This is a genomic window from Streptomyces sp. NBC_01232 (genome assembly GCF_035989885.1).
GTDB lineage: Bacteria > Actinomycetota > Actinomycetes > Streptomycetales > Streptomycetaceae > Streptomyces.
This window is the reverse complement of record NZ_CP108518.1, coordinates 5,566,116-5,590,110: the sequence shown is the minus strand read 5'-3', so window position 1 is coordinate 5,590,110 and position 23,995 is coordinate 5,566,116. Positions and strand designations below refer to the sequence as shown.

The 23,995-nt window shown below is 72.5% G+C and carries 25 protein-coding genes; 14 read left to right on the top strand and 11 right to left on the bottom strand.

All coding sequences use genetic code 11. The annotated features are described in order from the left end of the window. The first annotated feature begins 28 nt into the window (after positions 1–28). The 3 genes from OG444_RS26050 to OG444_RS26040 all read left to right on the top strand — a co-directional run bounded on the left by OG444_RS26050 (position 29) and on the right by OG444_RS26040 (position 3,896). Entirely contained in the window at positions 29–1,531 is a 1,503-nt protein-coding gene (locus OG444_RS26050) for a class I SAM-dependent DNA methyltransferase (protein WP_327264445.1), read from the top strand. A gap of 234 nt (positions 1,532–1,765) precedes the next feature. Continuing rightward, a complete protein-coding gene (locus tag OG444_RS26045) occupies positions 1,766–2,752 on the top strand; it encodes an XdhC family protein (protein WP_327264444.1) in 987 nt (328 codons plus the stop codon). A 34-nt stretch (positions 2,753–2,786) separates the two neighbouring features. Next, positions 2,787–3,896 (top strand): IS630 family transposase, encoded by a 1,110-nt coding sequence (locus OG444_RS26040; RefSeq protein ID WP_327264443.1) that lies wholly within the window; start codon positions 2,787–2,789, stop codon positions 3,894–3,896. A 57-nt stretch (positions 3,897–3,953) separates the two neighbouring features. Here OG444_RS26040 and OG444_RS26035 read toward each other — a convergent pair whose 3' ends face one another. Beyond that, positions 3,954–4,277, bottom strand: coding sequence for a plasmid stabilization protein (locus OG444_RS26035; RefSeq protein ID WP_327264442.1), 324 nt, complete (start codon positions 4,275–4,277; stop codon positions 3,954–3,956). Positions 4,278–4,387: 110 nt separating this feature from the next. On the opposite strand from OG444_RS26035, the gene OG444_RS26030 reads away from it, so the two are divergent. Beyond that, on the top strand, positions 4,388–4,783 hold the full coding sequence (locus OG444_RS26030) for a DUF6479 family protein (RefSeq protein WP_327264441.1): 396 nt from the start codon (positions 4,388–4,390) through the stop codon (positions 4,781–4,783). Between the two features lie 43 nt (positions 4,784–4,826). On the opposite strand, the gene OG444_RS26025 is transcribed toward OG444_RS26030, so the two are convergent. Then, positions 4,827–5,711 carry an ATP-dependent DNA ligase gene (locus tag OG444_RS26025; protein WP_327266932.1) on the bottom strand — a complete coding sequence of 295 codons (885 nt, stop codon included), beginning with the start codon at positions 5,709–5,711 and terminating at the stop codon, positions 4,827–4,829. Then, on the bottom strand, positions 5,711–6,613 hold the full coding sequence (gene ligD / locus OG444_RS26020) for a non-homologous end-joining DNA ligase (protein ID WP_327264440.1): 903 nt from the start codon (positions 6,611–6,613) through the stop codon (positions 5,711–5,713). Before ligD ends, OG444_RS26025 begins: the two co-directional genes overlap by 1 nt. A 31-nt stretch (positions 6,614–6,644) precedes the next feature. On the opposite strand from ligD, the gene ku reads away from it, so the two are divergent. Further along, positions 6,645–7,790: a non-homologous end joining protein Ku gene (gene ku, locus OG444_RS26015; protein ID WP_327264439.1), complete on the top strand. Its 1,146-nt coding sequence runs from the start codon at positions 6,645–6,647 to the stop codon at positions 7,788–7,790. Between the two features lie 184 nt (positions 7,791–7,974). Here the strand turns inward: ku and OG444_RS26010 are convergent, their stop codons facing one another. Then, positions 7,975–8,787, bottom strand: coding sequence for a nuclease-related domain-containing protein (locus OG444_RS26010; RefSeq protein ID WP_327264438.1), 813 nt, complete (start codon positions 8,785–8,787; stop codon positions 7,975–7,977). Positions 8,788–8,973: 186 nt separating this feature from the next. Between OG444_RS26010 and OG444_RS26005 the strand changes: the two genes are divergently transcribed. The 3 genes from OG444_RS26005 to OG444_RS25995 all read left to right on the top strand — a co-directional run bounded on the left by OG444_RS26005 (position 8,974) and on the right by OG444_RS25995 (position 11,770). Then, the gene (locus tag OG444_RS26005; RefSeq protein ID WP_327264437.1) at positions 8,974–9,642 is read left to right on the top strand and encodes a hypothetical protein; all 669 of its coding nucleotides are present in this window, start codon (positions 8,974–8,976) and stop codon (positions 9,640–9,642) included. Between the two features lie 107 nt (positions 9,643–9,749). Next, positions 9,750–10,529, top strand: coding sequence for a hypothetical protein (locus tag OG444_RS26000; protein WP_327264436.1), 780 nt, complete (start codon positions 9,750–9,752; stop codon positions 10,527–10,529). Further along, positions 10,526–11,770: a HAMP domain-containing sensor histidine kinase gene (locus tag OG444_RS25995; RefSeq protein WP_327264435.1), complete on the top strand. Its 1,245-nt coding sequence runs from the start codon at positions 10,526–10,528 to the stop codon at positions 11,768–11,770. The genes OG444_RS26000 and OG444_RS25995 overlap by 4 nt, the downstream gene beginning before the upstream one ends. Before the next feature lie 202 nt (positions 11,771–11,972). Here OG444_RS25995 and OG444_RS25990 read toward each other — a convergent pair whose 3' ends face one another. From OG444_RS25990 to OG444_RS25980, 3 genes are all read right to left on the bottom strand, one after another. After that, complete coding sequence (locus OG444_RS25990; protein WP_327264434.1) at positions 11,973–12,242, bottom strand: hypothetical protein; 270 nt, start codon at positions 12,240–12,242, stop codon at positions 11,973–11,975. Between the two features lie 10 nt (positions 12,243–12,252). Then, entirely contained in the window at positions 12,253–12,966 is a 714-nt protein-coding gene (locus OG444_RS25985) for a TetR/AcrR family transcriptional regulator (RefSeq protein ID WP_327264433.1), read from the bottom strand. A gap of 163 nt (positions 12,967–13,129) precedes the next feature. Beyond that, on the bottom strand, positions 13,130–14,059 hold the full coding sequence (locus OG444_RS25980) for an AurF N-oxygenase family protein (RefSeq protein WP_327264432.1): 930 nt from the start codon (positions 14,057–14,059) through the stop codon (positions 13,130–13,132). 168 nt (positions 14,060–14,227) lie between these two features. Between OG444_RS25980 and OG444_RS25975 the strand changes: the two genes are divergently transcribed. Then, positions 14,228–15,337, top strand: coding sequence for a ferritin-like domain-containing protein (locus tag OG444_RS25975; RefSeq protein ID WP_327264431.1), 1,110 nt, complete (start codon positions 14,228–14,230; stop codon positions 15,335–15,337). Between the two features lie 122 nt (positions 15,338–15,459). Here OG444_RS25975 and OG444_RS25970 read toward each other — a convergent pair whose 3' ends face one another. Both OG444_RS25970 and OG444_RS25965 read right to left on the bottom strand, forming a co-directional pair. Then, complete coding sequence (locus tag OG444_RS25970; RefSeq protein WP_327264430.1) at positions 15,460–16,923, bottom strand: penicillin-binding transpeptidase domain-containing protein; 1,464 nt, start codon at positions 16,921–16,923, stop codon at positions 15,460–15,462. After that, on the bottom strand, positions 16,920–18,290 hold the full coding sequence (locus OG444_RS25965) for an FtsW/RodA/SpoVE family cell cycle protein (RefSeq protein ID WP_327264429.1): 1,371 nt from the start codon (positions 18,288–18,290) through the stop codon (positions 16,920–16,922). Before OG444_RS25965 ends, OG444_RS25970 begins: the two co-directional genes overlap by 4 nt. Positions 18,291–18,396: 106 nt before the next feature. Between OG444_RS25965 and OG444_RS25960 the strand changes: the two genes are divergently transcribed. Together OG444_RS25960 and OG444_RS25955 are read left to right on the top strand one after the other, a co-directional pair. Continuing rightward, the gene (locus OG444_RS25960) at positions 18,397–18,804 is read left to right on the top strand and encodes a DUF6325 family protein (protein ID WP_327264428.1); all 408 of its coding nucleotides are present in this window, start codon (positions 18,397–18,399) and stop codon (positions 18,802–18,804) included. Next, positions 18,804–19,223: an SHOCT domain-containing protein gene (locus OG444_RS25955; RefSeq protein WP_327264427.1), complete on the top strand. Its 420-nt coding sequence runs from the start codon at positions 18,804–18,806 to the stop codon at positions 19,221–19,223. The genes OG444_RS25960 and OG444_RS25955 overlap by 1 nt, the downstream gene beginning before the upstream one ends. Positions 19,224–19,229: 6 nt before the next feature. Here the strand turns inward: OG444_RS25955 and OG444_RS25950 are convergent, their stop codons facing one another. Beyond that, positions 19,230–19,718 (bottom strand): hypothetical protein, encoded by a 489-nt coding sequence (locus OG444_RS25950; RefSeq protein ID WP_327264426.1) that lies wholly within the window; start codon positions 19,716–19,718, stop codon positions 19,230–19,232. A 269-nt stretch (positions 19,719–19,987) separates the two neighbouring features. On the opposite strand from OG444_RS25950, the gene OG444_RS25945 reads away from it, so the two are divergent. From OG444_RS25945 to OG444_RS25935, 3 genes are all read left to right on the top strand, one after another. Next, positions 19,988–20,461 carry a carboxymuconolactone decarboxylase family protein gene (locus OG444_RS25945; protein WP_327264425.1) on the top strand — a complete coding sequence of 158 codons (474 nt, stop codon included), beginning with the start codon at positions 19,988–19,990 and terminating at the stop codon, positions 20,459–20,461. A 103-nt stretch (positions 20,462–20,564) separates the two neighbouring features. Further along, complete coding sequence (locus OG444_RS25940; protein ID WP_327264424.1) at positions 20,565–21,488, top strand: RNA polymerase sigma-70 factor; 924 nt, start codon at positions 20,565–20,567, stop codon at positions 21,486–21,488. A gap of 111 nt (positions 21,489–21,599) precedes the next feature. Further along, the gene (locus OG444_RS25935; protein ID WP_327264423.1) at positions 21,600–22,784 is read left to right on the top strand and encodes a C40 family peptidase; all 1,185 of its coding nucleotides are present in this window, start codon (positions 21,600–21,602) and stop codon (positions 22,782–22,784) included. Here OG444_RS25935 and OG444_RS25930 read toward each other — a convergent pair. Beyond that, on the bottom strand, positions 22,721–23,995 hold the full coding sequence (locus tag OG444_RS25930; protein ID WP_327264422.1) for a styrene monooxygenase/indole monooxygenase family protein: 1,275 nt from the start codon (positions 23,993–23,995) through the stop codon (positions 22,721–22,723). The two genes, OG444_RS25935 and OG444_RS25930, sit on opposite strands and share 64 nt — an antisense overlap.

Below are 23,995 nucleotides of genomic sequence, written 5' to 3'. Positions count from 1 at the left end.
ATGCCCCGGTGTTTGAAGGAAGAGAATCGTGGCGGATGGTCGCCGACTGGTCGACAAGCTGTGGTCCTACGCGGGCATCCTGCGTGACGACGGTGTCGGAGTCATCGAGTACACCGAGCAGCTGACGTACCTGCTGTTCCTGAAGATGGCGCATGAGCGGGCGCACCGGAGGCTCCGGCCCGAGAAGATCGTCCCCGATCAGTACTCCTGGCAGTGCCTGCTGGATGCCAAGGGCATCGAACTGGAGGCCGAGTACACGCGGATCCTGCAGGGTCTGGGCCGAGAGCGCGGGACGCTGGGCACGATCTTCCGCAAGGCCCAGAATCGCGTCCAGGACCCGGCCAAGCTGGAGCGCCTGATCCACGACCTGATCGACAAGGAGAACTGGTCGTCCACCGGCACCGACATCAACGGTGACGCCTATGAATCCCTGCTGGCCAAGGGAGCCAGCGACAAGGGTTCCGGGGCCGGTCAGTACTTCACCCCGCGCTCGATCATCTCCGCGATCGTGGACATCGTGCGGCCCACCGCGGCGGACACCGTCATCGATCCCGCCTGCGGCACCGGTGGCTTCCTGCTGACCGCGCACGAGTACGCCTCCAAGGACGCCTCGCACATGACCCCTCCGGAGCGGGAGCATCTGCGCGGCTCGTTCGTCCGGGGCGTCGAGCTCGTCGACGGCACCGCCCGCCTCGCCGCGATGAACCTGATGCTGCACGGCATCGGCACCCCCACCGGGGACTCCCTGATCGAAGTCAAGGATGCCCTGATCGCAGACCCGGGCAAGCGGTGGTCGGTGGTCCTCGCGAACCCGCCGTTCGGCAACAAGTCTGCGTTCACAATGATCGGCGAGGACGGCAAGGCCAACCGCGACGACCGGGCGATCGAACGCCAGGACTTCGTCGTCACCACGAGCAACAAGCAGCTCAACTTCCTGCAGCACATCATGACGATCCTGGACATCAATGGCCGCGCAGCCGTGGTCCTGCCCGACAACGTGCTGTTCGAGGCCGGCGCCGGCGAGATCCTGCGGCGCCGCCTGCTGCGCGACTTCGACCTGCACACGCTGCTGCGCCTGCCCACGGGTGTGTTCTACGCCCAGGGCGTCAAGGCCAACGTGCTGTTCTTCGACAAGAAGCCGGCCAGCGAGACTCCGTGGACCAGCAGACTCTGGGTCTACGACCTCCGGACCAACCAGCGCTTCACACCCAAGAAGAACCCTCTGACGCGCAGGCACCTGGACGACTTCGTCGCCTGCGCGAAGCCGGGATCCGCGTACGAGGAGCGCGAAGAGACCGAACTCTTCAGGTCCTTCACGTACGACGAGCTGATCGCCCGCGACACGGTCAACCTCCACATCAAGTGGCTGCGTGACGAGTCGCTCGAGGACTTCGACAAACTGCCGACTCCCGACATCATCGCCCGTGAGATCGTCGACGATCTCACGGCAGCCCTGGAGGAGTTCGCCGCCGTCGCCGCGGCCCTGGAGGATGCCGAGGCCGCCTCTGCCGAGTCTGTGTCTGCCGAGTGACGGCGTTCCCGCAACCGTGCGCCCGGCCCGTACGCCCGAGGGCCCCGCGGCACTGAACCGGGGGCCGTGGGCTGCGGTGGTCCGGTGGTCCGTACGAGGGAGGTGGGGCGGGGTCTGTGGGATTTGGGGGGTGGGTCGGTGGTGGGGGCATGCGTACGTTGGGGGTGAGGCTGCATGGCACCGCTGGGCCGGTGCCATGTGGCGGGCTCTGACGATCGGGATGGGGCGGCGCGGATGCGTGAGCTGGTGGAGACGGCGCAGCGGTGGGTGGCCGAGGGGCGGGCCGGGTATCTGGCCCGGCCCGTGACCGAGCAGGGGTTCGGGCCGCGGGATCCGGCCGGGGCCCTGCTCGTCGATGCGCGCGGGGAGTGTGCCGGGACGCTGTACCGCGGGGTCTTCGACGCCGAGCTCGCCGCCGAGGTGGCGGCCCTGCCGGCCGGGGTCACGGCGCGGGTGTGCGAGGTGTCCGTGCGGGCGGCCGAGGCGGTGGCCGCGAAGCTGACCTGCGGCGGGCAGGCCGAGGTACTGCTGCAGCCGCTTGCGGCGATCCCGGCCCAGTGGTGGGAGCTGCTGGGCGACGGGGTCGGGGTGGCGTTGGTGACCCGGCTGAACGAGGCCGCGGACCGGGCCGTCAGTGAGGTCGTACGGGCCACGGACGTGCCCGGTGACGATGCCGGGCGGCGGGCGGGCGAGCTGCTGGCGACGCGGCGGGCCGGGCGGGACGCCCTGTACGCAGAGTCCGGGCTGGTGCTGGTCGAGGCCTTCCCGTCGGCCCCGTACCTGGTCATCGGCGGCGGCGGTGAGCTGGCCGGGATCATCGAGCGGCAGGCGCTGTTGCTGGGCTGGGAGGCCGTACTGGTCGACGCACCCGAGGAGGCGAGCCGGGTGCTGGAGGCGCGCCGGGACGCCGCGTGCCTGGTCATGCTGAGCCACGAGGAGTCGTTCGACGTGCCGACGCTGCGGGTGGCGCTGGCCCAGGGGGTGCCGTACGTCGGTGCGCTGGGCTCCCGCAAGACCACGGCCCGGCGGCGGGAGGGGCTGCTCGCGGCCGGGGTCCCGGAGGCCGAACTGGCCCGGGTGCACGGCCCGATCGGCCTGGACCTCGGCGCCCGTACCCCGGCGGAGACCTCGCTGGCGATCTGCGCCGAGATCCTCGGGACGCTTGGGGAGCGCAAGGCCGCCGGCGCCCTGCGGGATGCCGAAGGTCCCATCAACTCCTAGTGTCCTGAGTCTTAAATTTCCGTATAGTTGAGTCATGACGCGCCCGGGACCGAAGCTTGCGCCGCTGGATCTGACTGATGCTGAGCGATCGGTGTTGGAGGGTTGGGTGCGGCGGCGTAAGTCCGCGCAGGACATGGCGATGCGGGCCCGTGTGATTCTGGCCTGTGACGATGTCGGGGAGGACGGCTTTCCCGTGTCGACGCGTGTGGTGATGGAACGGGTCGGCGTGTCCCGCGGCACCGTCTCGAAGTGGCGTAAGCGTTTCCTGGCGGACCGTCTCGACGGGTTGCCGGACGAGCCGCGTCCGGGCCGGCCCCGCACGGTGATGGACGAGCAGGTCGCCGATCTGATCGCCCGGACGCTGGAGTCGAAGCCGGAGAACGCCACGCACTGGTCGACCCGGTCGATGGCGAAGAAGACCGGGTTGTCGCAGTCGACCGTTTCCCGGGTGTGGCGGGCTTTCGGGTTGCAGCCGCACCGGTCCGAGACGTTCAAGCTGTCCACGGACCCGTTCTTCGTCGACAAGGTCCATGACGTGGTGGGGCTGTATCTCGATCCGCCTGAGCGGGCGCTGGTGCTGTGTGTGGACGAGAAGTCGCAGATCCAGGCACTGGACCGGTCCCAGCCGGTGCTGCCGATGATGCCCGGGGTGCCCGAGCGGGCCAGTCACGACTACGTCCGCGCCGGCACCACCACGCTGTTCGCGGCCTTCGACGCGGCCACCGGCAAGGTGATCGGGTCCCTTCATCGCCGGCACCGGGCCGAGGAGTTCAGGAAGTTCCTGAACAAGCTCGACAAGGAGATCCCTGCCGGACTCCAGGTCCACTTGATCTGCGACAACTACGCGACCCACAAGACCGCGGCGGTCAAGAAGTGGCTGCTGGCCCATCCCAGGTTCCACATGCACTTCACGCCCACCAGCTCGTCCTGGCTGAACCTGGTCGAGCGGTGGTTCGCCGAACTGACGAACAAGCGGATACGGCGAGGAGTCCACAAGTCGGTCCAGGCGCTGGAGAAGGACATCCGCACCTGGATCGACTCATGGAACGAAGACCCCAAGCCGTTCATCTGGACCAAGACCGCCGACCAGATCCTCGAATCCCTCGCCTCGTACTGCCGACGAATTACCGACTCAGGACACTAGGGAGTGTCCGGGCGATCAGCCCACTGGCCCGACAGGACCTGGCGCCCGGAAGGGATTTCACTCGCCCAGGGCCCGCTCGAGCTGTGCCTTGTTCATGTCCGAGCGGCCGTGGACGTTGCGGCGGCGGGCCTCGGCGTAGAGCTGGTCGTACGTGGGTCCCTGCGCGCCCGAGTGGGAGTGCAGGCCCCCGCGCCGGGACGAGGAGATGTCGTCGAGGGATTCCTTGCTGGCGGTCCGGGACTCGCCGGCCCGGGCGCGTTCCTTGTTCACCGTCCGGGCGGCGATCTCCTTCGCCTTCTCCTCGGGCTCGCCGCGCTGCTCCAGCCCTTCCTTGATGTGTTCGTACTGGCGTTCGCGCTTCGGGGAAGATCCGCGGGGCATGTCCGGCCTCCTTCTCGTTCTCCGTCCAGGCCCGGCGTCTACCCCGGATGGCCCAAGGTATCCGGTACATACCAGCGCATACCGGACCCGAGTGCGGGAACATGGCGGGTATGGACATGATCCTGAGCGTGGACCCGGTCGCCTGGGACATCGTGTGGTTCCTCGTCGTCGGCATCCTCGTCGCCGGCATGCTGCTCGGCGGCTTCAAGCTGGGCCAGCGGGTCCGGGCCAAGGAACCGCCGCCCCCCGCCGCCGATGAGCAACCCCACCTGCCGGACGGCGGGGCGGTCTACGAGGTCCGCGAGGAGCGGGACCAGGTGGAGATTCCCGAGGGCGGACTGCGGCCGCACGAGATGCAGGGCTACGGGAACTTCGGCTCCACCACCTCCACCCACCCCGACGAGGTCCGGGCGGAACGGGAGTCCGGCTACAAGCTGCCGGAGGGCCCCGGTCCGCATCCACAGCCGGGGGCTCCCCCGGACGCCGGGCGCGGAGCGCACTCCTGACCCACCCACGTCACCGGCCTCTGACCCGCGCCTCCCGCGCGGGTCAGAGGTCCGTTCGCAGCCGGAGGACCTCCGGTGGCGGGTGCCGGGCCGAGGCGTGCCGGACCTCCGCCGTCAGGGGCGGGTCCAGCGGCCGGAAAGGGACCTCCCCGAGTCCGATCGCCGTGACCGTGGCCGGGGAGGGCGAAGTCGCCCCCCGGGCGGCCACCTCGGCCGCGATCTCCGCGCGCAGCGCCGCCGACAGCGGGCTCGACACCAGCGGGGTCTCGTCCCCGACCGGCAGGACGAGCACCAGGGCGAGCGGCCGGCGCGCGGTGCCGGTGTAGCCGACCACCGCGGCGTCCCGGACGTCCGTGTGCCGCAGCTTCTGCCAGCCGCGCCGCCCGGCCGGGTAGGCCTGGTCCAGCCGTTTCACGACGAGGCCCTCGATACCGCTGGCCGGGAGGGTCTCGTACCAGGTGGCGGCCAGTTCCGGGTCGGTCGTCATCGGCACCGGTTGCAGCGGCGGCCCGAGCGGCAGGAGCAGGTCGACGAGGAGGGCGCGGCGGCGCTCGTACGGGCGTGGGCGCAGGTCGAGCCCGGCCAGTTCCAGCACGTCGAAGGCGGCGTACGAGGCGGGCAGGCGCTGCGCGAGTACGGCGGCCCGTGCGGCGGTGGCGGCCGCCCGGCGCTGCACCAGCGCGAAGTCCGTCCGGCCCGCGTGCCAGACGACCACCTCGCCGTCGAGGACCGTGTCGGCGGGCAACTGCAGCGCGGCCGCGGCCAGGTCGGGGAAGGCGCCGGTCACGATCCGGCCGGAGCGTGCCTGGAGCGTCACGTCGGTCGCCGAGCGCAGCACGACGAGCCGGTGGCCGTCGAACTTCGGCTCGTACGCCAGCCCCGCCCCGCGCGGCAGGGTGCGTACGGCGGCGGCCAGCGCGACGCGGATCACGGCCGGGTCCCCGTCCCGGGGAGCGGGCGGGCCCGCTCGGGGTCGGTCAGCGGGGCGAAGAGGTCCCCGTCGCGGGCGAGCCTCGGGGCGATGTCGTCGGCGAGGAGGACCAGGCCGGCGGGGGTCCGGCAGGCCCCGACCTCCGCCCAGGAGACGGGCGCGGACACGGTGGGCCGGGCCCGAGCGCGCAGGGTGTAGGGGGCGGCGGTGGTCTTGGCGGCGGCGTTCTGGCTGTGGTCGACGAAGACCTTGCCGGGGCGCAGCGCCTTGGCCATGCGGTGCACGACCAGGCCGGGGAGCTCGCGCTCGGCCTCCTGGGCGAGCTGCTTCGCGTACGCGGACACGCGCTCGGAGGGGGTCGGCTCCAGCGGCACGGCCAGGTGCATGCCCTTGGAGCCGGAGGTCTTGGCGTGGGCCTCCAGGCCGTCGGCCGCGAGCCGGTCGCGCAGCCAGAGCGCGGCGGCGCAGCACTCGACGACGGTGGCGGGCGGGCCGGGGTCGAGGTCGAGGACCAATCGGTCGGCGAGCGCGGGGTGGCCGACGGGCCACTGGGGGGTGTGGAACTCCACGACGAGGTTGGCGGACCACATGAGGGTGGCCAGGTCGGCGACGACCACCTGGGCGGCGGTCACGTCCTCGGAGCGCGGCACGGGGGTGGTCTTCACCCAGGCGGGCGTGCCGGGGGGCGGATTCTTCGTGAAGAAGAGCTGGCCGTCCGGTCCGTCGGGATAGCGCAGGAAGGACACCGGCCGGTCGTGGATGTGGGCGAGCAGCGGCTCCGCGACGGTGGCGTAGTAGTGGAGCACCTCGCCCTTGGTGAAGCCGGTCTCCGGGTACAGGACCTTGTCGAGATTGCTGAGCGCGATGCGACGGCCCTCCACCAATGTGATCGGCGTCATACGATGAGACTGCCACGAAACGGGAGGAACCGTGCGATCCATTTGGAACGGGGCGATCTCCTTCGGCCTGGTCAGCATCCCGATCAAGCTCGTGAACGCCACCGAGAGCCACTCGATCTCCTTTCGCCAGATCCATGTGAGTGACGGCGGACGCGTCCGGTACCGCAAGGTGTGCGAGCTGGACGGGGAGGAGGTGCCGAGCGCCGAGATCGGCAAGGGGTACGAGGAGGCCGACGGGTCGATCGTGCCGATCACGGACGAGGACCTCGCGCAGCTGCCGCTGGCCACCGCGAAGACGATCGAGATCATGTCGTTCGTACCGGCGGAGGAGATCGATCCGCTGCAGATGGACGCGGCGTACTACCTCGCGGCGAACGGGGCGACGGCGGCCAAGCCGTACACGCTGCTGCGGGAGGCGCTGAAGCGGAGCCGGAAGGTCGCGATCGCCAAGTACGCCCTGCGGGGGCGGGAGCGGCTGGGCATGCTGCGGGTCGTGGACGACGTGATCGCGATGCACGGGCTGCTGTGGCCGGACGAGATCCGGGCGCCGGAAGGGGTGGCGCCGGACGTCTCGGTGTCGGTGCGGGACGCCGAACTCGACCTGGCGGACGCGCTGATGGCGACGCTGGGGGAGGTGGAGATGGCCTCGCTGCACGACGACTACCGGGATGCCGTGGAAGCGATGATCGTGGCGAAGTCGGAGGGGGCGTTCGAGCCGACGGAGGCCGTCCTGGAACCGGCCGGGGGTCAGGTGATCGACCTGATGGCGGCGCTGGAGAAGAGTGTGCGCGCCGCGAAGGCTTCCCGGGGGGAGGGGGGCGGTGGCGCCGGCTCCGGCGAGGGCGGGGCCGGGGCCGGGGCCGAGGTGACTCCGATTCGGCGGAAGTCGGGGGCCGGTGCGGGCACGAGGGCGGCTGCGCCGAAGGCGGTGGGCGGGAAGAAGTCGACGGCGGCCTCGGCCAGGAAGACCGCGGCGGCCGCGACGAAGAAGAAGACGACCACGGGCAGGTCGGCTTCGGCCAAGTCCACTTCGGGCACGGCCAAGTCCACGGCCAAGTCCACGGCGAAGAGCACGGCCAAGAGCACGGCCAAGACGGCGGCGACCGCGAAGAAGGCGGGTGCGGGTGCGGGTGCGGCGAAGAAGGCGGCGACGCCGCGGAAGCGGACCTCGGCCTGAGCGGTGGTGGGGTGGCGGGGTTGGGGGCCTGCGGCGCTTTCCCCTACCCGCCCCTTCCCGAACCTGGGGCTCCGCCCCAGACCCCGCGCCTCAAACGCCGGCGAGGCTGGATGGTGCGGCAGGGCCGAGGGGCGTAGCCCGCGGTGGGTGGGCCTCATGCACCGGCCGGGCCGGGTGGTGGGACCTAGGGGCGGGACGGGGTGGGGAGCCAGGTGGTGGTGGTGCGGGCCTTGGCGAAGAGGGAATCGATCTCCGGGGGTTTCAGGGTCGGCGGGGCTGCCGCGAGGGTCGGGGTGGCCGTCGGGGGCTGGAGGACGCGGATGTCGCGCACCGAGGGGGCCGTCTCCACCCGTGAGGCGTCGACCACCGCCAGCGCCGGGGTGACCCTCGCCGCCAGGGCCGTCGTGGCCAGGGCCGCCGCGCGGCGGATCCAGCGCGGCTCCGGGCGGGGTTCCGTGCGGCCCACCGTGAGCAGCAGGTCGCCGACCACCGCGCGCTGGCGGCGGCCCGGGACCGTACGCACGCAGAAGATCCCGGGCGGGCCGATGAGCAGGTGGTCGATGTGGCCCAGGCCCGGGAGCGGAACGCAGTGCAGGATCCGCCAGCCGTCGGGCTCCAGGGCGTCGAAGGCATCGCCCATCCGCTGCTGCGCAGTGAGGTCCTGGCGCAGCCGGTGGCGGGCTCTGGTGCCCGCCGGGCCGTGTTCCAGTTCTCCCAGCAGGGTCTCCCCCGGGCGGTTCGGGGCCAGGTCGGCGTCCGGCGCCAGCGCGAGACGTCGCAGGTCGGAGGCTGTGGGGACCGGCGGCGGGCCGATCGAGACGGTCCCGCTCAGGTAGGGGCGCAAGGCCGCCAGGATCGCCTCGCGGTGGTCGTCCGCGAGGACGCTGATGCGGTTGGCCTGCCGGTCGTACCAGGCCACCGCCTGCCCGTCGGGCAGGTTGACATACAGCCGGCCGCGGCCGGGCCGGCCGCTCGGCAGTACCTTGAGTCCGCGCATCGCCCTCACCCCCGCCGTCCATGGGAGCAGCCGGGGCGCCGCAGGGCAATCCCTCGGATGTGTAACGACTCCGACGGAACCTTGCGACTCCGCTGTTACACGAACGGGGTGTTGCCGCAACGGCCGGGCCCTAGGTTTGACCCACCTGGATGGCCCAGGCCCTGACAGGCAGCGAAGGATTTCCCCGTGAGCACCGCCAGCCGCCGCACTTTCGTTCGCGCCGCCGCCGTGACCGCATGCGCCGGAAGCCTGCTGGCGCTGCCCACCGCCGCCGCCCTGGCCGAGGGGGTGCCCGCGGCCTCGTCCGCGCATTCCGCCGCCCCGCAGTGGAGCCTCGTCAAGAGCCTTTCGCTCGCGGACGGGCTCTCCACGGCGAAGGTCTACCGGACCGCCCAGGGCGCCTACCGGGCCGAGATCCTGGCGGCCGACGGCACCAGGGCGGCCACTCTGACCAGCCGTGACGGGGTCACCGACTTCGGCGGCGCCGGGGATCTGCACGCCTCGCTGGACTCCACGGGGCAGCTGACCTCCTGGGTGGGCGACGCCGCGGCCCGGGGCACCGATCACACCGTGGCGGGCGACGGGCACAAGACCGGTACCCGTGCGGGGAGTCACGCCGGCAGCCACACCGGGACCCGTGGCGGACAGGTCGTCCCGGCCTCGGTCGGGCGGAACGCGGACGCCGCCGACTCCCGTACCGTCGCCGACGGCTCGAACACCGGGCGGCGGCTGAGTACGCTGGCCGACGGTCCGGGCGACGGCGTGCTGCTGCTCGCGGCCGGCGGCGGCATCGCGGCCGTCGGCGCCGCCGGGCTGGGCTTCGCGATGCTGCGCCGAGGGCGCACGGACAGCTGAGACCTCACGGTAAAAGGGATGCACCTCCGCATATGGTTGACGAGATCGGCCGTCGGCGTATCGCGGGCAGAAGGGCACATGGGGCTGTGAAGAGGGTGCGGTCGCGTGTGGCCGTGTGCATACTGCTCCCCCTGTCGGCGCTGGTTCCGCTGCTGACGGGCTGCGGGGACACCGGCGGGCTGGTGAGCGCGGGCGCCACGTCGACCGCGAGCGGGCCCGTACATCTGTGGCCGGATCGCCGCGGGGCGTCCGTACCGCCCGCCGATCCGGGTGGGGCGCCGCCCGAGTACGTCAAGGGGATCCCGCCCGTCCGCGACCAGGACGTGCACGCCGTCGACCCGGTGGCCCTCGTCCAGGCGGAGCTGCGGGCCCACCCGGACACCGAGGTCGGGGCCGACGGGATGCCGCCCCGGACTGCGGCTGCGATCAGGGCGTGCGCGAAGGACAGGGCCGAGGAGGAGCCGGAGTCGTGCCCGGTGCTGAAGCCGTACTACCGGGACCTCACGGGCAACGGCAAGGACGAGCTGATCGTCGGCATCGAGTTCCCCGACAAGATGATGTCCGTACGGGTGTACACGGCGGACCCGGACGGGCGGCTCAACCGGATCATGGCGACCACGGAGACCGTCATCTCGGTGGAGCTCGCCGACGGCGACGTGATCCTGCGGGTGCCCAGCGGCAACCACGGCTACGAGCTGATCACCGCCTGGTCCTGGGACGAGAAGCAGCTCACCATGCTGCCGACGCGCGAGCAGATCGTACGGGTCCCCGGCAATCCGCAGGCCCCCGGAAGCAGGGAGCCCGGCAATCGGGAGCCCGGCAGCCGTGCGCCCGGTGGCCGGGAACCGGGCGGCCGGGAGCAGGCGCCCCTGCCGGTCCGGCCATGAGACTGCCCTCCTGGCCCTCCTGGCCCTCCTGGACGGCCACGCTGACCTGGAAGTCGGCGTGCTTCATCGTGGTGATGTGCTGCTCGCTGGCGGCCGTGGTGGGTGCCCTCGTGCATGTGGAGGTGACCCGGCAGACGGTGGCCACGGCGCGGGAGAAGGCGCTCGGCAAACTGCACGACGTCGTACGCGCGTACGAGGCGGGTGAACCCCTTCCGCGCGGCTCGGGCCTGGATCCCGCGGGCCTGCCGCCGGAGCTGCGCGCCCTCGCCGTCAGCGGGCGCCGGGGCACGCTGGTCGCGGAGTACCGGGGCCGCCCGACCATGTGGGCGGCGGCTCCGGCGGACGGCCGGGCGCTCGCGGCCGCCATCGACTACGGGCAGAGCGCCCGCACGATCAGCGGGCTCGACAACGCGATCATCGGATCGTCACTGCTGGCGATCGGCGGCACGCTGCTGGTCGGCGCCTTCGCGGTGACCCGCGTGACCCGGCGGCTGCACCAGACGGCGACGGTGGCTCGGCGGATCACCCAGGGCGACCTCGACGCTCGCGTGAACGACCCGCGTACGAGGACCCCTTCGCGGCACCAGGACGAGGTGGCGACGGTGGCCGCGGCGCTGGACACGATGGCGGGGAGCCTGCAGTCGAAGCTGGAGAGCGAGCGGCGGTTCACGGCGGACGTGGCGCACGAGCTGCGCACGCCGCTGACGGGCCTGCAGGCGGCGTCGGAGCTGCTGCCGGAGGGCCGGCCGACGGAGCTGGTGCGCGAGCGGGTGCGGACGATGCGGCAGCTGACGGAGGACCTGCTGGAGATCTCCCGGCTGGACTCGGGCAGCGAGGTGGTGGAGGCCGATCTGCACCAGCTGGGGCGGTTGGTGCGGCGGGTGGTGCGGGCGTCCGGGACGGACACTGAGGTGGCGGTCGTCCGGGACGCGCACGTGGAGACGGACCGGCGCAGGCTGGAGCGGGTGCTCGGGAACCTTGTGGCCAACGCCCACAAGCACGGGCGGGCGCCGGTGGTGCTGACGGTGGACGGGCCGGTGGTGACCGTACGGGACCACGGGGACGGTTTCCCGGAGTACCTGGCGGCGCACGGCCCGCAGCGCTTCCGGAGCGGGGGCAAGGGCCACGGGCTGGGGCTGACCATCGCGGTGGGGCAGGCGGCCGTGATCGGGGCGCGGCTGGAGTTCCGGGCGGCGGAGGGCGGCGGCGGCCTGGCGGTCCTCACGCTGCCGGGTTCCTAGCCGGCCCCTGACCGGATGCCGGGCCAGAGGCCGGGACGGATCCCGGGCCGGATCCCGGGACGGATCCGGGAGGGATCCCCGGGCTGCTCGACGTTCAGGGCCGGAGGCCACGGCGGCCGTGCCTCGCCGGCGGTGCCTTCCGCGCCCTGCGGGGAGCGCCCCCGTACACACCGCGCAGGCCGGGGCTCCCCGTCGCGGGGCGTCAGGTCCGGGGGGTCTTGGTCCAGGGCCAGCGGGGGCGCGGTTTGGTGCCCGAGGGGCGGAAGGCGTACTTCCAGCCCTTCTGCAGGCCGAGCCGCTTGGAGTACCCCGCGGGCACGCGCTCGTACAGCAGCACCGTCGGCGGGCCGCCGTCCGGCGCCGGGACGGGGATCTCGTACCACTTCGGGGGGTGTCCGGTCGGGCCGAGGAGGACGGGGAGGACCCGGCCGTCCATCGGGCCGTCCTCGAACGGGGTCGGTTGGCTTCTCACCCCACCAGTGTCACAGCAGGTGGGCGGCCTCGGACACCACCGGGATCACACGGCGGGCCAGGACCCCGACCGGACCGTCCGGCGATTCCAGCGCGAGGGCGGCGCGGGCGGCCTCCGCCGTTTCCGGATCCGTGGCGGCGGTGGCCGTCAGGAGGGCGATGAACTGGTCCAGGAGCCAGTCCCGCAGGTGCTCGACCTCCGGCTGCTTGCCCTCGTCGATCCAGATGAGGGAGGCCGCCTCGACCGCGGTGATCCACGTACGGACCATCATGCGCAGCCGGGGGCCCGGGGCCGGGGCGCCCAGGTGGAGGAGGATCTGGTCGGCGGCGGCCCGGCGGATGCCGTCCACGGTCGCCGTCGTGCGGGAGGTCTCCACGACGCTGCCGCCCTGGAGGAGGGCCGCGAAGCCGGCGTCGTGTTCGTCGACGAAGGCGAGGTAGCGGTCCAGTGCGCGCGAGAGGCGCCGGGTGAGGGGCCCCTCCTGGGGTTCGGCGAAGCACAGTTCGAGGACGTCCGCCGCCGAGCGCAGGGCGGCCTCGTAGAGCTGCTGCTTGCCGCCCGGGAAGTAGCGGTAGACGAGCGGGCGGGACACCCCGGCGGCCTCGGCGACGTCGTCGAGCGAGACCTCCTCCGGCGCCCGGTGCGCGAACAGCGAGAGGGCGGCGGTGAGGAGTTGGGCTCGCCGCTCCTCGACGCTCAGCCTGCGGTACGCGCGTACGGTCATGTCCGCAGGGTAGCCCCGCGGGCCCCGGACGAGTGGGTGTCCGGTCGATCGGGCCCGATCCGGCCCGGTACGCAACGGTCCGGCCCGGCCCGGACCGGGCCGGACCGGACCGGACCGGGCCGGACCGGGCCGGGCCGGTCGACGCAGTACAGGAGCCGCCCGCCTACGCCAGCAGCCCCGAGCTCTGCCACAGCCTCCGGCCGACTCCGCGCAGGACGCCGATGTCGTCGAGGAAGTCGGTGAGCCGCTTCGCACCGCTCTGCATGACCTCGCGGCGGTGGCCGCTCGCCTTCACCTGGGCGACGGCCTCGCGGCGGTCCAGGCCGATGTTGTCGTAGACGGCCGGGTTGACGAAGGCGAGGGAGAAGACGCGGGCGGCCTCTCCGCAGCTGATCCGGGTGAGTTCCTGCTCCCAGCGCGGGGCCGTCAGCATCTGGCGGCGCAGTTCCTCCCGGGCGTACCGGACGTGCCGGGCCTCCTCGATGACGTGGATCCGGGTGACACCGCGGACCAGCGGCTGGACGCGCTCGTCCGGGAAGGTCAGGCGCTGCATCCAGTCGAGGATCTCCTCACCGAGGAGGGTGCAGGCGAAGGAGCCGGGGGTGGTGGAGATGGTCTTCAGGACCCGGGCGAGGTTGTGGTTGACGCGGGAGACCGGGTACGCGGGGACCTCGGCCTTCTGGATCATGCGGGCGAACATCATCGAGTGGCGGCACTCGTCGGCGATCTCGGTGAGCGCGTAGCGGACGTGATTGCTGGTCAGGGACTTGTCGTAGATGTGCCGGACCAGCAGCTGCATGAGGATGATCTCGAACCAGATGCCGAGCGAGCCGAGCGCCGCCGCCTCGTGGCGGGAGAGGTCGATGCGCTGCTCCTCCCCCATCTTCTTCCACAGCGGGGTGTCGTAGAGCGAGAGCAGTTCCGGCGGCCAGTAGTACTTGCCCTCGATCGGCGGGGCGTCCCAGTCGAGTTCCTTGTCGGGGTCGAAGGAGTGCTTGGCCGAGGATTCGAGCAGTCGCTCGGCTATCTGCTCACGGTCCTTGAGCAGGCCGAGGGCGTCCCTGAGCGCGGCTCGTTCGGTCACGGTCGTCATGGGTTCGGACACCTCGTCGTCGAGTTACCGGCGGTCTCCTCTTATGAGACTGCCTGTCAGCAAGGTCGTCAATCCCTCGCGCGCGACTTGTTGACCCCGTGTCTACCAACGTGTGACGCTGCCAACTGTCCGGTACCGCACGGCAGTACGTGAGACGAGGGGGCGTCAGTGTCGACGCACGAGCTCTACACCGAGAACCCGGGCGAGGCGGTCTGGCAGGTCCCCGCCACCGGCTCCGCCCGCTTCAGCTGGGAATACGCCGACGGCCGCGAGCGCCTCCTCGCCCTGTACCAGAAGGGCAAGGACAAGCAGTGGGACGGCGGAAAGCGCATCGACTGGGACATCGAGGTGGACCCCTACGATCCGCTGGGCACCCCCGACGAGTCCCTGCCGCTGTACGGGACGCGGCACTGGGCCCGGCTCACCGCGAAGGACCGGGGCGAGCTGCGCCGGCACTACGCCTCCTGGAACTTCAGCCAGTTCCTGCACGGCGAGCAGGGCGCGATGGTGTGCGCGGCACGCATCGTGGAGTCGGTGCCGGACCTGGACGCGAAGTTCTACTCCGCCACGCAGACCATGGACGAGGCCCGGCACGCCGAGATCTTCGGGCGCTTCCTGCACGACAAGGTCGGGATGCTGTACCCGATCAACGACAGCCTCCAGGGGCTGCTCGGCGACACCCTGCGCGACTCCCGCTGGGACATGCCCTACCTCGGCATGCAGGTGCTCATAGAGGGGCTGGCCCTGGCCGCCTTCGGAATGATCCGGGACACCACCACCAAGCCGCTGCCCAAGCAGCTCCTGGCGTACGTGATGCAGGACGAGGCCCGGCACGTGGCCTTCGGGCGGATGGCGCTGCGCGACTACTACAAGCAGCTGACGGACGCCGAGCTGCGCGAGCGCGAGGAGTTCGTGATCGAGGGCTGCTACCTGATGCGGGACCGGCTGCGCGGGGTGGAGGTGCTGGAGAACTTCGGCATCCCGAAGGAGGAGGCGGAGCGGTTCAGCGAGCAGTCGGAGTTCCTGCACCTGTTCCGCAGGCTGCTGTTCAGCCGGATCGTGCCGTGCGTGAAGGACATCGGGCTGTGGGGCGAGCGGCTGCAGCGGGCCTACCTGGACCTGGGCGTCTTCGACATGGGCGACTCCAACCTCGACCTGCTGATGAGCCAGGACGAGGAGATCGCCGAGGCCCTGGACCGCGAGCGGTTCGCGGCGGAGGAGTCCGCGCGGGTGGCGGAGGTCGAGGCCGCCATCGCCGAGGGCGCGGACACCGCCTGAGGGGTGTCCGGGCGGCCGTCCGGGGCTTCGCCCGGCGGGCGGGGGCCGGGGCGGGACCACGGCGGGGCGGGGGCCGAGCCGGGCCGGGACCAAGGCCGGGCGGCCGGGCCGGGGCGGATGCCTCAGCGGCCGGTGGCCAGCGCCGCCTCCATCACCGCCCGCGCGATCGGCGCCGCCGCGCCGTTGCCGCTGATGTCGCCCCGGTCGGCCGAGGCGTCCTCGACGACCACCGCGACGGCCACCTGCGGCTGCGGCGCGCCGTCGGCCCTTGCCCAGGCGATGAACCATGCGTACGGGGTCCCCGCGTTGCCGACCCCGTGCTGCGCGGTGCCGGTCTTGCCGCCGACCACCGCGCCCGGAATCGCCGCGTTGCGGCCCGTCCCGTTCTCCACCACCTTGACCATGAGCTCCTGCAGCCGGACGGCGGTGGCCGGGTTCATCGCCCGCCCGAGGCTGCGCCGGTCGCCCCGCCGGACCTGGGATCCGTCGTCCTGGGTCGTCCGTTCCACCAGGTGGGGGTAGGTGACCTCGCCGCCGTTCGCGACCGCCGCCGCCACCATCGCCATCTGCAGCGGGGTGGCCTTCGTGTTGAACTGCCCGATCGAGGACAGGGCCAGCTGGTCCTGGCTCATGTCGGTGTCGAAGTTCGACCGGGACACCCACGAGGGCACCCGCAGCCCCTCGGCGTTGAACCCGAAGCGTCGCGCCGCCTCCACCATCCCGCGCAGCCCGACCTGCACCCCGATCTTCGCCATCACCGTGTTGCAGGACCACTGCACGGCGTCCGCCATCGAGGCGTCCTCGCAGCCGGTGCCCGCGTTCGGCAGCAGGGTGCTGGTCCCGGGCAGCGGGTACGGGTCGGGGGTGCGGGTCGGCGCGTCCACATCGGTGACGACTCCCGCGTCGAGGGCGGCCGCCGCCGTCACGATCTTGAAGGTGGAGCCGGGCGGGTACGTCTCGCGCAGCGCGCGGTTGAGCATCGGCCGTGCGGGGTCCGCGTTCAGTGCCGCCCAGGCCTCCTTGACCTTCGTACCCGTGCCGGAGAGCACCGAGGGGTCGTACGAAGGGCTGCTGACCAGCGCGAGGATCTTCCCGGTGGCCGGTTCGACGGCGGCCACCGCGCCGCGCTTGCCGGCGAGCCCGCGGTACGCGGCCAGCTGCATGCCGGAGCGGACGGTGGTGGCTGCGTTTCCGCCGGCCGGGCGGCCGCGGGCCAGTTCGTACCAGAGCGGGAAGACCGAGAGTCCCGGGTCGGTGCCCGACAGGACCGCGTCCTCGGCACGCTCGACGAAGCTGGTCCCGTACGTCTGGGAGGAGAATCCGGTGACGGGCGCGTAGAGCGGGCCGTGCGTGTACGTCCGCTCGTAGCGCAGCAGTTGGCCGCTGTCGCGGGAGCCGGTGACGGGGCGCCCGTCGACCAGGATGTCCCCCCGGGGTTCGGCGTAGCGTGCGATGGCGGGGCGTTTGTTGGCCGGGTTCGCGCCGTAGGCGGCGGACTCCCAGACCTGCACGCGGGTGAGGTTGACCAGCAGCGCGACGAGCAGGAGCGCACAGAAGTACGCGCACCAGCGGATGTAGCGGATCACTCGGCCGGCTCCTTCGCGGGGCGGGGTCTGCGGGCGCTGTCGCTGAGCCGGACCAGCAGCGCGACGATGATCCAGTTCGTGACGACGGAGGAGCCGCCCTGGGCCAGGAAGGGCATGGCCATGCCGGTGAGCGGGATCAGGCCGGTGACCCCGCCCGCGATGACGAACACCTGGAGCGCGACGATCGAGGCGAGTCCGGTGGCGAGCAGCCGGCCGAAGGCATCGCGCAGGGCGAGCCCGGCGCGGAAGCCGCGGGCGACGAGGAGCCCGTAGAGGAGCAGGATCGCGGCGAGGCCGACGAGGCCGAGCTCCTCGCCGGCGGTGGCGAGGATGAAGTCCGACTTGGCGGCGAAGCCGATGAGGAAGGACTCGCCGTGGCCGAGCCCGGCGCCGAGCAGGCCGCCCGCGCCGAAGGCGAAGAGGGACTGGGCGAGCTGGCCGGGGCCTTCGCCGCGCTCGATCGAGGCGAAAGGGTTCAGCCAGTCCTCGACCCGGCTGTGCACGTGCGGCTCGAAGGTCCCCACCGCGTAGGCGCCGAGGGCTGCGAGCAGCAGACCGATCGCGATCCAGCCGATCCGCCCGGTGGCGGTGAACAGCATGATCACGAACAGTCCGAAGAACAGCAGCGAGGTCCCCAGGTCCCGTTCCAGGACCAGCACACCGACGCTGAGCAGCCAGATCGCGAGGATCGGGCCGAGGACGCGGCCGGGCAGGAGCCGCAGCTTCCAGAAGAGCCGGCGGCCGGTGAGGGCGAGCGCGGTGCGGTTCGCGGCGAGGTACGCGGCGAAGAAGACCGCGAGCAGGATCTTGGCGAACTCCCCCGGCTGGAAGGAGAGCCCGGCGAACCGGATCCAGATGTGCGCGCCGTTGACGGCCGGAAAGAAGACGGGGACCAGCATCAGGACGAGGGCCACCGCGACGGAGAGGTACGCGTAGCGCTGGAGCACCCGGTGGTCGCGGAGCAGCGCGACGACGAGGACGAAGAGCGCCACGCCCAGTGCGGACCACAGGAGTTGGTCCCCGGCGGTGATGTGCCCGGGGGTGGTCGCGTCGAGGCGCTGGATGAGGACGAGGCCGAGGCCGTTGAGAAGGACGGCGATCGGGAGCAGGAGGGGGTCGGCGTAGGGGGCCCGGAGCCGGACGGCGAGGTGCGCGAGCAGGGCGGCCACGCAGAGGCCGGCGGCGTAGCGGGTGGCCGGACCGGGGATGCGGCCGGTGGTGGCGAGGCCGACGTAGAGGTGACCGAGGACGGAGATCAGGACGGCTCCGGCGAGGAGCGTCAGCTCGACGCCGCGCCGCTTGGGTGCGCCTGCGCCGGGGGGTGGGGGCGGGGCGGGCTCCGCCACCTTTGCCGTCAGAGCGGTCATACACCGAAACGTAGCAAGCAGACGAATGATATGTCCGCTTATGTCATAGTGTGCCGAAGAGTCGTCAAAAACGGTCGGAAGTGTCGAAAGTGAGGAGCCGAGGCGCATGGGACCTGTGGAATTCATCGTCCTCGCCTTCCCGGAGGAGCAGCTGCGGGCCCCGGCGGTCGAGGCCGTGATGGGGCTGCGCAAGACCGGGGTGGTCCGGCTGATCGACGGCATCGTGGCGACGAGGACGGCCTCGGGAGACGTACTGGCGGCCGAGTTCGACGAGTTCGTGGAGCTGCACGGGCTGCTGACGGGCCGGGACGTGGCCCGGCTGATCGGGCCGGAGGACGTGCAGGAGGCCGCGGGGCTGCTGGAGCGCGGGAGCTGCGCGCTGCTGCTGGTGGTCGAACACCTGTGGGCCGAGGACGCGGCCGTCGCCGTACGGGCCGCGGGCGGCCGGATCGTGGGCTCGGTCCGCATCCCGCCGGACCGGGTACCGGCGGACCCCCGCGCAGGGGTGGCCTGATGTTCATCCGCCCGATGGGAGTAACGGTCAGCGCGGCGAACCGCCCGGCGGGGCACCCGCTGCTGCGGGGCCTGCTGGCACGGGCGGCGGGGGCGGCGGAGGCGTCGCGGGCATCACAGGCCTGGGAACGGACCGCGGGCGCGGTGACCCCTGCCGAACCCCTGCCCGGCGCACAGCCGGAACCCCGGGAGCCGGCCGGGCCGGACGCGGGGCCGGAGCCGGGTGCGGACCCGGGGTCGGAGTCTGGGGTGACGATCCGCCCGGACACCACCCCACCCGCCGGGCCCGCAACGCCCGCCGGACCGGGCGCCTCGGCCGGCCTGGTCGCGGAGCTCACCCAGCTGGCCGTCCTGGCCCGTGAGGGCCTGCTCACCCCGCAGGAGTTCACGGCGGCCAAGGCCCGCCTGCTGCGCGGCTGACCCCCGTCAGCCGGCCGGGGCCGTCCCGGCCCGGCGCCGCGCACCGACGGTTCCGGCGCCGGCGCACACGGCCGCGGCCAGCGCGAAGCCCAGTACGGCCGGGTTGACGTACACCGGAACGGATGCGGCGGCGTAGCTCCCGCCGCCCGTCGTCTCGCAGACGAACCGCAGCGGCACGTAGTCGACGGAGTAGTCCACGACGTGCGACGCCCGCTCCTCCTGGCCGGGGGTGCGGCAGGGCAGGATCGGCGACGACGAGGCCCCGCCGTCCTCGGCGGCCAGGACCGCACCGGCCACGTGCAGCAGTCCCCAGGAGTAGAAGCCGGCCGCGCAGGCGCCGAGGAGGGCGGCCGCCGGCCGGTGCCACCCCCGCCCGCCGACGGTGGCGATACCGCGGCCGAGCAGGCCGAGCATCAGCAGGGGCAGGACCGGAAGGAACAGAAGCAGCAGGAGCGCCATCGGTGCAGTCCAGCAGTACGGGACCACAACGTCCATGACCTGGACCGCAGTTGATGCAACAGGACGGTCACAGTGCGGCGGCTCCGCCCGGCCTGCATCGCGCGGCTTCGACACCTTCGCGCCCGAGGCGGCCCTCAGCCGGGACGCCCGGGCGCCCGTACGCGCCGGCTCCGGCACCTCCAAGCGCAGTCCGCCGTCGGGGAGACCCAGGTCACACCCGCGCCCGTGTCACAGGGCGCCGGGCTGTCTCGTCCCAGGGGTGTGGCCGACGACGACCGCTGACGACGACTCCCGAGGAGCACACCATGGACGCGCGACTGAACCTCTTCGCAAGCCCGAACACCGGCAAGGCCCTGAAGCACGTCATGGCGGCCGGCCAGGTGCTCAAGAACTCGTCGCTGCCGGCCGCGACGCAGGAACTGGTGTCGCTGCGCGTCAGCCAGATCAACGGCTGCGCCGTCTGCATCGACATGCACACCAAGGAGGCCACCGCCGCCGGCGAGAGCGCGGTGCGGCTGCACCTGGTGGCGGCCTGGCGCGAGGCCACGGTCTTCACCGAGGCCGAGCGTGCCGCGCTGGAGCTCGCGGAGGAGGGCACCCGGACCGCGGACGGGGCCGGTGGAGTGGCCGACGCGGTGTGGGCGAGGGCGGCCGAGCACTACGACGAGGAGCGGCTCAACGCCCTGGTGCTCCTGATCGCCTTCATGAACATGGCCAACCGGATCAACATCGTCACCCGGCAGCCGGGCGGCGACTACGTGGCCGGGCAGTTCCACTGACCGGGATCGCCTTGCCTCCGCCCGCCGATGCTCTGATGATCATCACAGGCGCCCGCGCCGACGGGCTCGGCCGGGCGGGGGGACCACGGGGAGGAAGGCCGGCATGAGCAAGGTCGAGGAGTTCGAGGACCTGCGGTCGCTGCTGTTCTCGATCGCGTACCGGATCCTGGGCAGCGTGAGCGAGGCCGAGGACGCGGTGCAGGAGACCTGGCTGCGCTTCGACGCCTCGCCGACGCTGCCCGCGTCGCCGAAGGCCTTCCTGGCGACGACGGTCACCCGGCTGTCGATCGACGTACTGCGCTCCGCGCGGGTGCGGCGGGAGGAGTACGTGGGGCCGTGGTTCCCCGAGCCGCTGCTCGACGATCCGTACCAGGACCCGGCGCGGTCGGTGGAACTGGCCGACTCGGTGTCGATGGCGGCGCTGCTGCTCCTGGAGCGGCTCAGCCCGCTGGAGCGCTCGGTGTTCGTCCTGCGGGAGGTCTTCGCCTTCGGCTTCGACGAGGTCGCCGCCGCGGTGGGCCGGTCGGAGGCGGCCTGCCGGCAGCTCCTCGTACGGGCGCGGCGGCACATGGAGGCCGGCCGGCCGCGCTTCCGGGCGGACCACCGGGAACGGCAGGAGCTGGCGACCCGGTTCCTGGACGCGATGAAGGGCGGCGACGTCAGCGGCCTGCAGCGGCTGCTCGCGGCCGACGTCCAACTCGTCGGGGACGGCGGCGGCAAGGCCCCGCAGCTGGCCAGGACCGTCACGGGCGCCGGGAACGTGGCCCGTCTGCTCGCCTCGGTCCTCCCCGAACTGCTCCGGATCGGCGTGACGTACGAGCCGCGCGACGTGAACGGTGAGCCGGGTGCGGTCTTCCGCGACGCGGACGGCGCGGTGACGCACGTGTTGGCCTTCGAGCTGCTGGACGGCCGGATCCGGACGATCCGCTCGGTGGTCAACCCGGACAAGCTCGGCCACCTCGGCCCGGTGGCCGACGCCTGGGCGGTCGCGCGCGAGCTCAGGGAGGCCCGCCGCCGGACGAGGTGACGTGGGAGCCCGCCGCCGCCCCCAACCGGGTGACCCCGCCCGACCGGCCGCCTCCGTTGGGCGATTTGTCATACCGGGCGTGGCAGCATCGGGCGCCTCGGAGGTGATCCCATGTCATACCGGTCGTCCCGCACGCTGCTTCGTGCCGCCTGCATCGCCGCTGCCCTCCTCGTCGCCGGGCCGGCCCCGAGGGCCGGCGCCGAGCCGGGCCTGCCCGAGGGCGAGTCCGTAGGGGTACTGCTCACCCGCCTGCAGGGCCTGTACCAGAAGGCCGAGGAGGCCGCCGAGGCGTACAACGCCACCGACGTCGCCCTCCGGGCGGGCGAGGCCGAGGAGCGGCTGCGCAGCGCCGACCTCGGCAAGGCCCGTACGGCTCTCGACTCCGAGAGGGCCCTGGCCGGGCGGCTGGCCCGGGAGCAGTACCAGGCGAGCCGGGGCCTGTCCCCGTACGCCCGGATGCTGCTCGCCGGGAACCCCCGGGCCGCGCTGGACCAGCGGCGGCTCGCCGCCCGCGAGGGCGCCCGGCGGGCGGCCGTACTGGCCCGGCTGGCCCGCGGCGAGAGGGAGGCCGACGCGCGCGCCCTCCGGGCCCGCGAGGCGCTGGACGCCCGGCAGACACTGGCCGCGCGGCAGAAGGGCCACAAGGACGAGGTCGCGGCGCAGCTCAGGGAGGTCGAGCGGGTACTGGCCGCCCTGACCCCCGCCCAGCTCACCCGGCTCGGGGCGCAGGAGGCGAAGAACACCGAGGCCGCGCAGCGGGATCTGGTCGATTCGGGCCGGCTCCCCACCCGTACGGGCACGCCCACGGCGGCCGGTGGCGCGGCCCTCACCTATGCGGCGGCCCAGATCGGCAAGCCGTACGTCTGGGGCGCCGAGGGGCCGGGGTCCTTCGACTGCTCCGGGCTGACCTCACAGGCCTGGGCGCACGCCGGGCGCGTCATTCCGCGGACCAGCCAGGAGCAGTGGGCCCGGCTGCCGAAGGTGCCGCTGGACGAGCTGCGGCCCGGGGACCTGGTGGTCTACTTCCCGAAGGCCACCCATGTGGGCCTGTACGTCGGCGACGGCAAGGTGATCCAGGCGCCGCGGCCCGGGGCCCGGGTCAAGGTGTCGCCGATCGCTGCGAACCCGCTGCTGGGGGCGGTCCGGCCGGACCCGGACGGTGCCCCGCTCGCGGAGTTCACCCCGCCCGCGCTGCCGCAGACACCGGCGGCGGAGGCGGGGGACGACACCGGCTACTCCGCCGAGGAGGCTCCGGCGGACGAGGCTCCGGCGGACGAGGCGACCTCCGCCAGGTAGTCGGCGGTGTCCTCGGGGTCGTAGAAGTACGAGTCGAAGTCGGCCGGGTTGTCGAAGCCATTGGCGAATCGATTCGCCACCGGCGGGAGCTGCCCGGCCGCGCCGATCAGGTTGAGGACGTGCTCCGGCGGGACACCCAGCATCGCGTTCGTCCACTGGGTCACCGGCTTGCCCGTGGTGAACCAGTACTTGTCGAAGGTGGCCTTCATCCACGCCTCGTCGAACGGCTTGTCCCCGTGCATCAGGATCGACGACAGGTACGAGGCCGCGCACTTCGCGGCGGAGTTCGAGCCCTGCCCGGTGATCGGGTCGTTCGCCACGACCACGTCCGCGACACCCAGCACCAGGCCGCCGCCGGGGAGGCGTCCGATCGGGTTGCGGACGGTCGGGGCGTAGCGCCCGGCGAGCGTGGCGCCGGCGTCCGTCAGCTCCACCTCCTTCGTCCGGGCGTGCTCCCACGGCGTGAACTTCTCCATGAGGCCCAGCGTGAGCGCCAGGTGCTCCGCCGGGTCCTTCACGCCGTTGAAGACGTCCACCGGTCCGCCCGGGACGCCCTCCCAGAACAGGATGTCCGCCCGGCCCGAGGTGGTCAGGGTCGGCATGACGAACAGCTCGCCGACGCCCGGGACCAGGTTGCAGCGGACCGCCTCCGTCTGCGGGTGCTCCGGGCGCGGGCCGAGGCCGTGCACATAGGCGACGGCGAGCGAGCGCTGCGGGGCGTCGTACGGGGAACGCGCCGCGTCCCGGCCGAACATCGAGACCAGCTCGCCCTTGCCGGCGGCGACCAGCACCAGGTCGTACGTGCGGGAGAAGTAGTCGAGGTCGGCGACGGAGGCACCGTGAATGACGAGCTGCCCGCCCCGCTGCACGAAGGTGTCGAGCCAGCCGGCCATCTTCACGCGCTGGTCGACGGACTGCGCGAACCCCTTGAGCCGGCCGAGCCAGTCGATGGGGCGGGTGGCGTCGGGGGCGGCGACGGAGACGCCGACGCCCTCGATCCTCGGGGCCTGCTGCTCCCAGAAGTTGATCCCGAGGTCGCGCTCGTGCTGCAGGGCCGTGTCGAACATGCACTGCGTGGACATGACCCGCCCGGTGCGGATCTCGTCCGCGGTCCGGTTGGACATGAGGGTGACCTCGTACCCCTTCGACTGGAGTCCGAGGGCGAGCTGGAGACCGGACTGGCCGGCTCCCACGACAAGTATCCGGCGCAT